The sequence below is a fragment of the Pantoea phytobeneficialis genome (genome assembly GCF_009728735.1).
GTDB lineage: Bacteria > Pseudomonadota > Gammaproteobacteria > Enterobacterales > Enterobacteriaceae > Pantoea > Pantoea phytobeneficialis.
In genome coordinates, this window is record NZ_CP024636.1 from 639,686 (window position 1) to 652,732 (window position 13,047).

10 protein-coding genes and 1 pseudogene are annotated in these 13,047 nt (G+C 49.7%); 6 read left to right on the forward strand and 5 right to left on the reverse strand.

Annotated features, from left to right (window positions below; all coding sequences use genetic code 11):
• The 3 genes and pseudogenes from CTZ24_RS26675 to CTZ24_RS02860 form a co-directional block, all read right to left on the reverse strand.
• Positions 1–206, reverse strand: a 206-nt coding sequence (locus CTZ24_RS26675; protein WP_208723780.1) for a transposase, incomplete at its 3' end; no start/stop codon positions are given.
• Positions 207–295: 89 nt separating this feature from the next.
• Positions 296–399: pseudogene (locus tag CTZ24_RS02855) on the reverse strand (ogr/Delta-like zinc finger family protein); the annotation flags it as partial.
• 357 nt (positions 400–756) lie between these two features.
• Entirely contained in the window at positions 757–3,243 is a 2,487-nt protein-coding gene (locus tag CTZ24_RS02860) for a BsuBI/PstI family type II restriction endonuclease (RefSeq protein WP_244634017.1), read from the reverse strand.
• Positions 3,244–4,160: 917 nt separating this feature from the next.
• Between CTZ24_RS02860 and CTZ24_RS02865 the strand changes: the two genes are divergently transcribed.
• The 5 genes from CTZ24_RS02865 to CTZ24_RS02885 all read left to right on the forward strand — a co-directional run bounded on the left by CTZ24_RS02865 (position 4,161) and on the right by CTZ24_RS02885 (position 8,055).
• Positions 4,161–4,883, forward strand: coding sequence for a hypothetical protein (locus tag CTZ24_RS02865; protein WP_208724724.1), 723 nt, complete (start codon positions 4,161–4,163; stop codon positions 4,881–4,883).
• Between the two features lie 2 nt (positions 4,884–4,885).
• Positions 4,886–5,353, forward strand: coding sequence for a hypothetical protein (locus tag CTZ24_RS02870; protein ID WP_208724725.1), 468 nt, complete (start codon positions 4,886–4,888; stop codon positions 5,351–5,353).
• A gap of 368 nt (positions 5,354–5,721) precedes the next feature.
• Positions 5,722–6,678, forward strand: a complete 957-nt coding sequence (locus CTZ24_RS02875) for a nickel/cobalt transporter (RefSeq protein WP_208724726.1) — start codon at positions 5,722–5,724, stop codon at positions 6,676–6,678.
• Positions 6,679–6,748: 70 nt separating this feature from the next.
• A complete protein-coding gene (locus tag CTZ24_RS02880; protein WP_208724727.1) occupies positions 6,749–7,618 on the forward strand; it encodes an AraC family transcriptional regulator in 870 nt (289 codons plus the stop codon).
• A gap of 107 nt (positions 7,619–7,725) precedes the next feature.
• Complete coding sequence (locus CTZ24_RS02885) at positions 7,726–8,055, forward strand: DUF1493 family protein (RefSeq protein WP_208724728.1); 330 nt, start codon at positions 7,726–7,728, stop codon at positions 8,053–8,055.
• Here CTZ24_RS02885 and CTZ24_RS02890 read toward each other — a convergent pair whose 3' ends face one another.
• Positions 8,056–8,835, reverse strand: a complete 780-nt coding sequence (locus tag CTZ24_RS02890; protein ID WP_208724729.1) for an NAD(P)H-dependent oxidoreductase — start codon at positions 8,833–8,835, stop codon at positions 8,056–8,058. It abuts the gene before it with no gap.
• A 90-nt stretch (positions 8,836–8,925) separates the two neighbouring features.
• On the opposite strand from CTZ24_RS02890, the gene CTZ24_RS02895 reads away from it, so the two are divergent.
• Positions 8,926–9,816 carry a LysR family transcriptional regulator gene (locus tag CTZ24_RS02895; protein ID WP_208724730.1) on the forward strand — a complete coding sequence of 297 codons (891 nt, stop codon included), beginning with the start codon at positions 8,926–8,928 and terminating at the stop codon, positions 9,814–9,816.
• On the opposite strand, the gene CTZ24_RS02900 is transcribed toward CTZ24_RS02895, so the two are convergent.
• Positions 9,800–13,033 carry a DEAD/DEAH box helicase gene (locus CTZ24_RS02900; protein ID WP_208724731.1) on the reverse strand — a complete coding sequence of 1,078 codons (3,234 nt, stop codon included), beginning with the start codon at positions 13,031–13,033 and terminating at the stop codon, positions 9,800–9,802. The genes CTZ24_RS02895 and CTZ24_RS02900 overlap by 17 nt on opposite strands.
• Positions 13,034–13,047: the final 14 nt, after the last annotated feature.

Sequence of the window (13,047 nt, forward strand, 5' to 3'; positions counted from 1 at the left end):
ACGACTTCTCCGCCTGAGGTCACGGCGGTCAGTGAGCCGTCTTCATATTGCCTGCGCCACTTGAAGATCTGATTAGCATTGATACCGTGCAGTCGTGCGACGTGAGACACGGTCATGCCCGGTTCCATAGTCTGCTGAATAATGGCAATTTTTTCCTGCGGAGTACGACGCCGACGTCGCTCAGGTCCTGATAACACTTCAACCATCTTATTATTCTGACTGGTGTTAAACATAGTTCCAAGACTACCTCTTATTTTAAGAGAGGCGAAGTGTCTGGTGATCTAAGGGGCTAATCTATCCGCTCAACGCTCTCCAGCGCAATGAACGTGCAGGAGCATTCCAGATTCCGGCACTGATACCAGGTGTGCTTCACAACGGGGCTTCATAGGCACTGGTGCGTTCAGGGCCATTATGCGCTCTCCGTCAGTCTGCTGAGGTGCTGCTGAAGGCGCAGGTGTTGTGCGGACTTGTAGCTGCCCTTGTAACTAAACGCGACAACCGTAAGAACCACGCTCGTAGGTTTCTGGCAACATCTGAATGGGAAGTCTGGCTGGAATAGAAGAAGGCCGAGGCGGTGGAGTTGACAATGGTCGCAGAGGCTAGGAAATTTATCTGAGTTCAGCTAAATACAAAGGGGCTGGCATGCCCCTTCTCCTGCCATACTATTTTGCACTGCTGTGATTGGACGCATTGCAATTTGCAAATTTAAAAAAATGGAGCCAGTGCTAGGTTCCATCAATTCTTGCTCTTTTTACTTCAAGTATGTGGACCGAGGAATCGATCACCATTCAGATGGATCATATGAGTAGGTGCATCTGCAACCCAAACTTCTGTTTCCCACGATAGATCCATAAGGTATTTAGCCATTACTTTACGGTCAGGAAACGCCGTAACATAAACCAATCCGGGTTTTGCATTCGCAAATAATTTTGCTAATTCACCATGGCGTTTTCCGTCAACTGGTCCATGAGAGGTGACTGACTCGATTAGCAGTAACCAATTACGTTCTTCCCAATAGAGAACAACATCTGGCAGTTTTCCTTTGCGGTTAACTGTTACTCCCAGCTCAGCAAGCCGTTCCTTGCGGAAATGATCTTCTTTCGCTCCAGTGTCGCCGATATATATCACTTCGGCTTCTGGGGCGAAGCGAGGACCAAACTCAACAATGATATCCTTGATTAACTGACTGTGGGCACCAGGGCTTAAGGTGAGATCCGTTCCGTCGTTCAGCTTCAAAGGGATCATTTCCATTTTTCTTGCCATTGCATACTGTTCAACCAAGGTGGATATGTTTCCCATATGCCCTTTGAGTGACTCATCCCATTCAGGAGTACCATACGTTAGCAGCACGGAATGCAATTCAGGTGCTATTTGGTAGCAGGCTTTGGGAGAATTAACCGCCCGGTTGGGTTCATCAGGGTTGTATAAAGCAACTCCACCATCACAAAATTGATGGAGTGTTTGTCGGCGGAATGTTTCACGAGTATTAGGGGCATATTCTTTACCGTATACGTCCCTACACCAATCCATGATCGGAGTGACACCTATCATTGGCCGTTGTATTTTTGACCAACATCCATCAGGGTGAAGGTCAAGAAGCGCGAGTAAGGTCAGTGCTGAACGTTCATTTATCTGAGGGCGTGGCATCCCCAACAAACGTAATATCTCAAGAGATTGTTCAATTTTTTCTTGAGCTTTTAGTGGATCAGTCGTTTTTCCTTCTGTCATCAGATCTAATTCCCTATTTATTATTTCATCTATTTGGTTCTGACTAAGTACTTCACTGTCTAACTCACTGCCTATTTTCCGCAAAATTTCCAGTGGCGGATAGTGGATCGACCTTAGGTCTGAGGCATTTATTTGAGTGTGCCCACCAAATTGGCGATAATATTTGTCCAACAAAGTGCAGTTCAAATAAACATAAAGCCCACGGGCAAGATCTGCGTCCATACCAACTTTTTTAATATGAAATACATTGGTTTTATTTTCAAAACCGATTAAATCACCTGGAAGAGATGAGTCATACAAAGTTGCTACGATTCGACGTTTTTCTTCTTTACTGCTAAATCTTTTAATGATCAGAAAGTAGCCCTCATTTTTCCAAAGCCATGGGCGTGATGAATCTGAAACCCTTATAGCATTTGGCTTTTTTCCGTCGAGGGGCCAATGAACTTTCCCGTTTAAATGCTGAGGGAAAAGAAGCGGAACGGATTCTGCATCTAAAGTTTCGCGCAAGTCGTCTCGAAGTCGAAAGTTAACGACAGGTCCTGTACTGACCTGAATTTTTAGATCGTCTAATGTTGATGTGAATGGGGACAATCTTTCAACAATGTCCTGTTCACGCGGGCTTGCTGCGATATGTATGAACTTCTGTTTATCCGTAGAGTTTACTATTTTGTCGATCGAAACCTGACGCTGTGTCATGTCGGTAGCTGTTATTTGCCCGGTTTCTTCATCAAGATGAAAATCAGATGTTGGACTTGAGGTGATCGTAACTTCGCCTTGAGATACACCTTTGATGCAGTGAATGATAATATTTTCTTGAAGAACCTCATCTTCTGCAAAAGCAGTCTTTCGAGAGTCAAAAATGTGAATTTTCTTGATGGATGTTTCAGAAAGTAATTGTTCCCGGAAAGGTTGATAGTACGGGCCATTACAGAAAGAACGAGGAATGATTGCTACTAATTCCCCACCTGATTTCAACTGTTTTAACGCTAAAGCAACAAACCCCGAATATAAATTGACGGTTTCTATTCCTGCGTTGCTCATGGAGATTCTGTGAGGGCTGGAGGATAGAATTTTTTTGTATGGGGGATTCATGATTACATGACTGTACGTTTCAATCTCTTCCGGGTCGAAAAGGTTTTTTATGCGCAGGCTTGTTTCAATTATGTAGTCCTTGGTGTTGATTTTATGTGAAAATTTTTCCCCAAACTCATTTGCACATGATTTTAGTGTTTTATCCAAAAATGGCAGCATCACCTCTTCAATGTCATAGACATCGAGCTCTATTTTTTCAACTCCCAAGGACAAAGCTCGATCTACGAATGCAGCCGAAAGTGATCCCACTCCACATCCAGGATCAAGTAACTTAACGTCACTTTCGATGTTGTCGAACAGACTTGCCATGAACAGACAAATCGGGCCTGGAGTCATAAATTGGCCTAGTGCTGATTTGGTCTTTGGGTTGAGTAGCTTATTCGCTTCTTTTCTATTCTGTTCAGCCAATTCCAAAAGACGCATCGTATTTCCACTCAGTCGCTAAAAAATCAAAACTGCGTTTTGTTCTTTTTCATCAAAGTTGATCCCAAGAATCAGAAACGCGTCACAAGGGGACAATATTACTACAAATGGCTAGGGGAAAAAGGTATAGCGTGAACGTAACGGTTCATCACACTGACAAGTGGGGCAACTTTCTCCATTAGTCTGAGTCCTCTATGTCGAAGATTTTAACAAAGAGGGGAGAATACTTGCTTTGTGTGACATAGCTGAATGAGTAAATGGAATTCTCATATTGGCAAAGCGTTTTGCCGTTGGCTATCTACTCTTGGTTAGTGAGTTGCGTCTTGATGCGGCCTGCGTGTGACGCCAATGATAGGGAAGCAAGCAGGGACAATACAGTTAAAACTGTTGCTGTACGTTTTTTCATCTTTACCATTCCTCCCCTGAGAGAAAGCTCTTTTGATACTGTGTCAGCAGTCTCCTGCGTTAACCCGGTATAGAACAGTGTTTAGGCCTGGTTTGCTTGCACCGACAGTTTTGTGATGTGTTCCAGTGGTGTGACGTTCTCGAATAAGATCCGACCCTTGCTTTTGCGTGGAGTATGGCCCCCACATCTTGGAACCTGCATGGCGTCTGGACCTTCCGTACTAAGTCAAAACCGCGTTTTGTGAAACTTACTGACCCTTCATCCTCAGATCGGACATGCTGAATATGTATGATCCTAATTAAGGGCAGTCTTTGGCTTCTTCCCGGCGCCACCACAATAGAATGCATAGCCGGAGTAATAGTGACCTCGTGAAATTTCCCTGTCTTCTCCTGCTTGATTGCAACAGGCTGCCGATTTTTCTGGGTTAATTACTAACTATTTTTAATACTTCTTTTTTTATTTTCCCTATGTTTTGCTAGAGTCTTTCCAGGCATGAGATAAGGAACCGAAAATGGATACTTCCCTTTTAAACTCAGTAAACAGCCAGGGACGTGAGCAGTTTGAATCTGCCGTGAATGCGCTTCAGGGAGACATATCAGCAGCCGCTGCACGCCTGCTAATTGATCCCCGTTTGCGTCTGGAGTATTCGAAACGCATTAAAGAGATGGCTGAAGATCTCCGCTCAAGAGCAAACATTGGTCTTATTAGCTGGGAACAGGCAGCGCAGCAGGCGCAGGAAACACGCAATCTGATCATGGATCTGGTCAGAACGCGTAGTACCCCGCTCGGACGGGCCATGGCTCAGCAGATGAAGTCTTCGGGGAAAACGCTCAATGAATTAGTGGCTAAGAAAGCCATTTCCCTGTTCGGGCCACGTACTAATTTCAATACGCTTTCCCAGGCTCAGAAAAATCAGGTCTATGCCAGCATTGTTGAATCTGCGGGTAAATCAAATCCACAGGTTAATCTGAGAATGCTCAAGCTCTCCCGGATAGGGAAGGGGCTTGTGGTCCTTTCAATTGCCGTGTCCCTCTACGAAATTTATACCTCTGATAATAAGGTCGCAGAAACTGGACGCCAGCTGGCTATCAATGGTGCTGGTATTGCAGGTGGAGCCGCAGGAGGCATGGTGGCGGGGCTGGTGTGTGGTCCGGGAGCACCTGTTTGTGTTCTCATCGGTGGATTTATCGGTGGTGCACTTGCTGCATGGGAAATGGGATATTTTTGGAGGTAATCATGCAACAGCTCAGCACATTATCCCTGGTCGAACTTTCCGGGCAAACCGAGTTTTCGCAGGCGCGTTCAGAGGTTTATTTTGACGGTAAACCATCCGGCATAGTGGTGCCCGGAAAGCTACTGGAAGCGGCTTTCAGGGTTGATGAGGATCGCTATTTGATCTTTACCACCGATGACGTTCTGTTCGAAGAATCGCTGACAATTACCCTGATAAGCCGTGAGCAGTGCGTTATTGAGATTGCCCATCTTGGCGGAGAATACGCTTCGGGTACATTTGAAAATGCCTCCGCAGATAAAGAGAGTGTTCATTTTCAGTTCATAGATGATGTCAGATGGACCGTAAAAATTTCCAGATCACCGCATTTGCGCATTCCTTTCCTGTCTGATCCGCGCGGCGTGAAACGTCCTTCTGGATTAAAAACCTATATGACTTTTTCGACAGACCCTATTTCGGAAAGTGTTAAATGAAAACGAGAATGCCAACATCGCTGGATGTTGGGTTCGGTGCCGTCATACGGAACCAAACTGGCTATTAGTTAGGGCGTCTATGAGGTAGGTTAAAAAGCAACTTTATCGAGTAGTCTCAGCCTTATATGCAAAATCATTTGGGGGCACAAAAAGGGGCATAATAATATTTGTTAATTTATTTTTTGTTTAAAATTAACGAGTTAAATGTAGTTTCGAGTCCGGCCTTCGCACCATGATGAAGAAATTAAGTCGCTTAAGAGCGGCTTTTTTTGTGTCTGAAATCCATTCAACCGAATGTCGTAGCATTCCCCCCAAACACCCACTAGCATTCCCACCATATCCCCTAAACCCACCACCCAGGCCACCGCATGCTAACTCGCTCCCTCACCCGTGACTGGCGCATCCCCATCGCAGCACTCCTCACCCTGACATTGCTGCTGATCACCACCACGCTCTACACCCACTGGCCCGCATTCCTGCAATGGAGTCTCGCCACGCAAATCTCGCTGCACCGCAGGCTGGTGACGTACCTGCTGCAACTCAACAGCCACGACTACACCGGTGGGATATGGTTGTTAGGCGGCGCATTTATTTACGGCGTACTGCACGCTATCGGGCCGGGGCATGGCAAATTTATCGTCACCACCTATCTCAGCACCAACAAAGAAAGCCAGCTGGCGGCGCGCGTGGTGCCGTTTCTTGGCAGCCTGATGCAGGGCATCTGTGCCATTTTGTTTGTCTATATCCTGGCAGTCGGTTTTAACCTGGCGGCTGGCGATCTCAGTACCAGCCGTTGGTATGTGGAAAAAGTCAGCGCGCTGCTGATTGGCGCGTTTGGTGCGTTTGTTATCTGGCAGACGTTGTACCAGCAGCGACCACGAAAAATAGCCATCAGTACGATCAAACCGCTGCATCAGCACCCGGAACAATGCGGTTGTGGGCATCACGGTGTCGGCGCGGATTTAACCCACGCAGACTGGAAAACCCGCCTCGGCGTGGTGCTGGCGATTGGTGCGCGGCCATGCAGCGGTGCGATTATGATTCTGCTGTTTTCCAATACGCTGGGGATTGTCAGTTGGGGGATCGCCGCTGTGATGACGATGTCATTGGGGACGGCACTGTCCATCCTGGGGTTGTCGCTGGCGGTGCGTTATGCGCGCCATCGTACCGTGACCTTCTTCAGTCGTGACAACGAAAACTATCGCTGGTTGATTCCGGCGGTACGGATCGCGGGCGGTGTGATTATCATCCTTTTTGCCACCGTGCTGTTCCTCACCGTTATCCCGGTCAGCGCCAACGGGGATTATATCGCCGCCGGGTGCTAGCCAAACTCAGCAAGATCCGTCAGGCCAAACGCGCCACCGCTCAGGCATAGTTAATGGCAAGGAGAATGCCATGCCCGTCAACAAAACTGAGGTTTACCATCAGCGCTTTAACAAGGTGTTTGATTATATCGATCAACACCTTGACGATCCGCTGCTGCTGGAACAACTGAGCGAAGTCGCCCATTTTTCGCCCTACCATTTCCACCGGCAATTTACCGGTTACTGCGGTGTCGCGCCGGGGCGCTACATTCAGTTGATGCGTCTGAAACGTGCGTCATACCGGCTGGCATTCAATCCGTCCGAGAAGATTATCGATATTGCGCTGGATGCAGGCTTTCAGCATGCGGAGTCGTTCAGTCGTGCGTTCAAGCAGATTTTTGCGATGACGCCGAGTGAATTTCGTCAGCAGCCCGCCTGGGTCAGTTGGCACCAGCGTATGCCGCAGTTACAGACCAAACGGAGAGAAACGATGCCGGTCACTATCATCAATTTTCCCGCCACCCAGGTGGCGATGTTGTCACATTACGGCCAGCCCGAACGCATTATGGAGACGGCGGCGCGTTTTATCACCTGGCGCAAAACCACCGGCTTATCACCGATTGTCAGCAGCCAGACATTTGGCATTGCCCACCATGACCCGGCCAGCACCCCCGCAGAGATATTCAGCTTTGATATCTGCGGCTCGATAACAGCCCCAATCCCGGAAGACAATGCGTTTGGTGTGGTCAATGCGCTTATCCCCGCCGGTCGCTGTGCGCTGTTGCGTCATCATGGTTCGCACGATGCCATTGCCGCAAGCGCGCGCAGGCTTTATAGCGACTGGCTGCCAGCCAACGGTGAGGAGCTGCGAGATTTTCCACTGTTCTTTCATTATCAGAACTTTATTCACGATGTGCCGGAACACCAACTGATCACTGACATCTATCTGCCATTGAAATAGCAGAAACTCCCGACAGCGTTTGCTGGCGGGAGTTTCTCGACACAGCGCGCCCATATCGTGGCAGAATAGCCGCCCGACCCATCAGAATCGTGCAAGAGAGAGACGATATGTCAGGTGATATCGAGCAGCGCATCTATGAACTTGTCCGTCGTTATGATGGCGTTTATCTGTTTAAGCAAAAAACGCTGTCGCCGCAGATTGATATCGATAGCGATCTCAATTTTGACGCCGATGAAGCGGCCGCGCTGATGGAGGAGTTTTTCTCCGAGTTCAACGTGGCGCGCGGTACCTTTTCTATCGCGGCCTACTATCCTCCTGAACCATCGCTGGGCGCGATCCTCAATCCTTTCAACAAACGCCAGGTACCGGTGGTGCCGGATTTCACGTTGGGTATGTTGATTGAATCGGCTAAGGCCGGGCGCTGGTTGTATGAATAATTAGCGTTTCTGATGCACGCCAAAGCCGCTTTGCCCTGGCGCAATGTCCTCCCTGAGCGTCAGCGCCGGGATGACATAATCACCACCATTTTGCCGCCGAAACGCAATCGGTTCGCAGGTCGCTAAGGTATCCAGTCGGGTAGCCAGCGTATCGCACCAGCTGGCGAAACGCGCGTCCGCCGCTTTCTGCACCTGATACAACACCACCGGTGGCAGCACGCTAAAGCCCGGATAGAACAACATGCCATGCTGGATGGGGAACAACAGATCGTCGATGGGACCATTGATGCCACGCGGGCTGTAATGTGATTCCCAGCCGCCAGTGGTGACCACCAGCATCGCCCGTTTACCCGCCAGGTTACCTTCACCGTAGCGTTCTCCCCAGCGGCTTTCGTTATGTTCACCCACGCCATAAGCGAAGCCACAGGCATAGACGCGGTCAAACCAGCCTTTCATGATGGCGGGCATGGAGAACCACCACAGTGGGAACTGGAAAATCACCGCATCGGCCCAGCGCAATTTTTCCTGTTCTGCGGTGATATCCGCCGCCTGTTGCTGATGTTCATAGGCGAACCGGGAATCCAGCGAAGCGTGAAAATACTCGCCCACCAGCGGAGCCTGCGTATCCGCAGCATCCAGTTGCGCTTTCCAGTTCATGGCATAGAGATCTGACACCTGCACCTGATGCCCGGCGTTTTTTAGCTGCTGTACACTGAAATCTTTTAACGATCCGTTCAGTGAATGGGCTTCCGGGTGAGCGAAGACAATCAATACATTCATGGTGTAATCCTGTGAGAACAAAGTGGATGCAGGCTACGTCATGGCTGGATATAGTAGAAATCAATTACTGATATCTCAGGTATAGACACGGTGAATATCGGAGCGCTGGATTTAAATCTACTCCTCACACTCGATGTGCTGCTGGCCGAACTGAATGTGACGCGAGCGGCACAGCGCCTCAATCTGTCGCAACCCTCGGTGAGTGCGCAACTGGCGCGGCTGCGCAGCATCTTTAACGATCCGCTGTTGCTGCCTGGACCGCGTGGTATGTTGCCGACGTCACGGGCGGAAGCGCTGCGCGAGCCGCTACGGCTGGCGCTGGAGTCGCTGCAACGGGCGATTGCCCCTCCGCAGGCTTTTGAACCTGATAAGGCAAACCTGACCTGGCGTATCGCCGCCACCGATTACATGTCCTCGGCGATCATGCTGCCGGTGATCGGGACGTTGCGGGTCGCAGCACCGGATTGCCGTGTGGCGGTGTTTGGTCTTAATCCGCCGCTGGTGGCGCAGCAACTGGAGAAAGCCGAACTGGATTTGATTTTCCATACTGGCGATCGCGCGCCTGAGACGTTGCATCAGCGCAAATTGTTCAGTGAGCGTTACATGCTGGCCGGACGTATTGGTCATCCGCATTTACATCCGGGCCTGACGCTGGATACGTTCTGTCAGCTGGAACATCTCATCGTCTCGCCGGACGGTGGTGGATTCAGCGCCGCTACCGACAGCGCGCTGGCCAGGATCGGACGCGCGCGGCGCGTGGTGTTATCGGTGCCACATTTTCTTTTTATGCTGGAGGTGCTGGCGAGCAGCGACATGGTCGCGGTGCTGCCGGAGCGGCTGGTACGCCGCTCAACGCAATTGCAGGTTATCGAGCCGCCGCTTGATGTGCCGGGGTTTGATATTTTAATGATGTGGCACGAACGTATGCAGCGCGATCCGGCCCATCAGTGGTTAAGGCAACAGATTATGGCCGCAGTGTAACTTCGTACACTGGCGGATTTTTGGCTGCCATTGCGCCTAATTTCTCGTCGGCAACCTGAAATCCGGGACAGCTCGCCCAAATGTTTTTGCTGCCAATGATATAGACGCGTTTTTGTGCGCGGGTCACCGCGACATTAAGCAGGTTAGGTTTGGCGGAAGCCCATTTAGCGGCTCCCCGGGTACGGGTATCCAGTCCGAGCACGATAATCACATTTTTCTCTTCTTTCCCCTGGAAGGTATGTACCGTTCCCACCCGGTCATCTAACCAGCGTTTAATCCCTTCTACGTGACCAAGTTCGGTACGGAGCAACGACTTCAATTGGTTTTTGACCTGGCGGAAAGGCGAAATGACATACACATCCGGCAGATTGTCATGAGCGTCTAACCATGATGTCACCATTTGCAGCACCCGCTGTCCCTGGGCAGGCACATAGTGTTTTCCCTGAACCTCGCCGCCAATGTCCAGCCAGCGACTGGCTCCCCAAACGCTACTGTCCCTGGGCCAGCGTTGATCGCGGCCATGCAGCATTTTGTTGTTATACGCAATGGTATTCGCAATGCTAAACATCGGTTCATCGCAACGTCGATGGACACGTAACGGGCTGCCAAGCCAGTTATTCTTCGCGATTTGCGCAGTACCATAAGGGTTGACGCGGTCAGCCAGATTTTGCACCGATTGGGTGGTTGGCGACCATTCTAGCCATTCAGCACCAAAGGCGCGTTCGGCGAGGGTTTCGACAAATGCCGGCGGGATAGTAAACACGGGCTCGATTTGCAGTGGATCGCCAACCACCACGGCCCGTCTGGCTCGCCACAGCGCACCAGCAGCCTGTTGTGGCGTAGCCTGTCCTGCTTCATCAATAAATAGCCAGCCAATCTCTGCAAAGCTGAAATGTTTAAACTGTCGATGGACCGAAGCAAAGGTAGATGACACCACCGGCACAATCATAAATAACAGCTGCCAGAGCGCCAGGCTTGCTCGTCGATCGGTGATGCTGCCATTGATTGCATCACTTAACGAGAACAAAACCTCTTTTAAATTGCACTTACGGTAAGACGCTTTCAGCCAGGCCTGATGCAGGTCCAGTGCGCATGCCATCAGCTGGCTGCGCGCGGCATTTAACACTGCACCCTGACCAAACGCGCTGCGCTGCACCTGTTCCGCTTCGATATCGGTATCCGCGCCAGCAAACATCACATCCGGGTACTGCCGCTCTAGCTCGTCGCAATGCTGCTGCGCGGCTTCCAGTTCTGCAAGCAGCTGTTTTGCCCGTTGTTCTTCAAGATTTAGCGTTGCCTGCGTGGCGACCAGGCGACGATGTAATCCCGCACAAATGGCTTTTTCCCGACAAATTTTTTCAATACGTAATGTCCACCAGCCAGGAATACGTAAAGCGCGTTTAGCGATGACGGCCTGAAGTTGGTAAAGACGCAGGTTTAATTTTTCCCGCTTGCGCAGCTGTTGCTGGTGGGCGTTGCGCCGATCATTTTGTGTTTCAAGCAACTGAAGATCGCGCAAAATATCCTGATAGTGCTTTTCGGCATGCTTAAAGGCGAGCTTCGCTTCTGCGAAGGTTGTTATATTGGCACCATTGATGGCAGAGAAAAGATTGCGATATTCATCTGCTGGCGCCGGGGCAATGGCGGATTTATGGCTCTGAGTAAAAGCCCGCTCCTTAAATTGTTCGCGATTTTTCTGTTTCCCCAACGCGACCGCGATAAGTCCCCAGCAATCTTCTTCCGCTGACAGCGGATCAATGGCAAATGTTTTGCCTTGTTGCTTTTCGCCTGGAGTGAGATGGCGCGAGGTTGCTGCAACTTTACGTGCTGAGGGTTTTAAATAATCAACCTCTTTCCAGTCATCGCCGAGGCTTTTAATTTGTGGCAACTCGCGTGAGATATTTTCTACCGCGGTATTGTTACTTGAAACCACCACCATCTCGAAGCCGGTAAGTTCATCACGCAGGCAGGGAATCATGCGGGTTTCATTATTTACTCTTAACGGGATGCTACAGGAAAAGGCATCTTCAACCTGGTGGAGATTCGCCAGCATGCCAGCGCGTTTCACCAGATTATTGGCAATCACATCACGTAATAAAGTGGTTTTCCCGGTGCCCGGCGGCCCATTAACGGAAAAAAGCCCGGTCTCCGTCAGTTCATCTGCAAGCGTATTAATGGCAAATTGCTGCATCAGACTCATATTGTGTTGAGCATCGGACAACCAGCGTCCGGGAGGCAGTTTATTTAACCGGAGATGATCAACCAGCAGCGCTCGCCCTTCCGGTAACAGCAAATCCGCTTTTCGCTGGCGATCTCCCGTCAGATAGCGACCCAGAGGTGAGGCCGCATCCAGCCCATGCTGGCGGATATATGTCATCGCCTGCTCAATATCACGCAGATAAAAACTGTTCAGAATGCTGATGTCACCTGAGCGATCTGCTGCGGATAAGGCATGATGACTGCCAGTTATCAGGGCTTGTTGCGTTATTTGGCTCAGTTCCGGTAGGCGTCGGGGATCGATTGTTTCCCCAGGTTGTTGCTGATTCCTCACTTCTCTTAATTTAATAAATAATGCAGGAACCTGGATTTGCGGCTGGAAAGATGTCCACTCGGCCATTGCCTGCAAAAACTCGATAATCTCAAAGGTCGTCAGAACTTTAGGTAAGTTGTGTTGCTGCTTAATATTATTCGCAACGGTAATAATACTTTTAAAGCGGTCGTGAAGTTTTTTCGTGCTCAGTTCATAGTTTTCAAACCGCAGATTATCCAGGCTGCCTTTTTTTAATTGTCCTAATGCCCAGGTCACGGTAGAAAATTCAAAGCTATCGCTGTCTATAACGCCATGCGGATCAACCACACATTTTATCGAGCAAGTACGCCCGTCATCGCCAATCTTTTCAACATCAATATCGCTGATTGTCGGAAAGGATTGCTGTGCTTGTTGGAATATTTCCTGACGATCAAAAATACCGAAAAAAAGCTCATAGCGATATTTTTTAGTGGGAGAGTAGCGGTGGCCAGCCCGCCTCACTTGCTCAGGATTGATCCACGGGAGGATAGTCAGCGATTGCAGGGCTTCCATCTCAATTTGCAACACGCCATCGGCATTATCTTCAAGATCTTTAATATCTGTCGATTCGAAGAATTCAATTTTGTGCCAATACTCGAGAATATGAATGGCCTGGTGCGTTGCGGAATTTGAGTTATGGCTGTCCATGTTAAGTTGCAGTC

Bases quoted from the DNA above. Each gene is read 5' to 3' on its own strand.
- CTZ24_RS02860 (WP_244634017.1), bottom strand. From the start codon at position 3,243: ATGCGTCTTTTGGAATTGGCTGAACAGAATAGAAAAGAAGCGAATAAG.
- CTZ24_RS02865 (WP_208724724.1), top strand. From the start codon at position 4,161: ATGGATACTTCCCTTTTAAACTCAGTAAACAGCCAGGGACGTGAGCAG.
- CTZ24_RS02870 (WP_208724725.1), top strand. From the start codon at position 4,886: ATGCAACAGCTCAGCACATTATCCCTGGTCGAACTTTCCGGGCAAACC.
- CTZ24_RS02875 (WP_208724726.1), top strand. From the start codon at position 5,722: ATGCTAACTCGCTCCCTCACCCGTGACTGGCGCATCCCCATCGCAGCA.
- CTZ24_RS02880 (WP_208724727.1), top strand. From the start codon at position 6,749: ATGCCCGTCAACAAAACTGAGGTTTACCATCAGCGCTTTAACAAGGTG.
- CTZ24_RS02885 (WP_208724728.1), top strand. From the start codon at position 7,726: ATGTCAGGTGATATCGAGCAGCGCATCTATGAACTTGTCCGTCGTTAT.
- CTZ24_RS02890 (WP_208724729.1), bottom strand. From the start codon at position 8,835: ATGAATGTATTGATTGTCTTCGCTCACCCGGAAGCCCATTCACTGAAC.
- CTZ24_RS02900 (WP_208724731.1), bottom strand. From the start codon at position 13,033: ATGGACAGCCATAACTCAAATTCCGCAACGCACCAGGCCATTCATATT.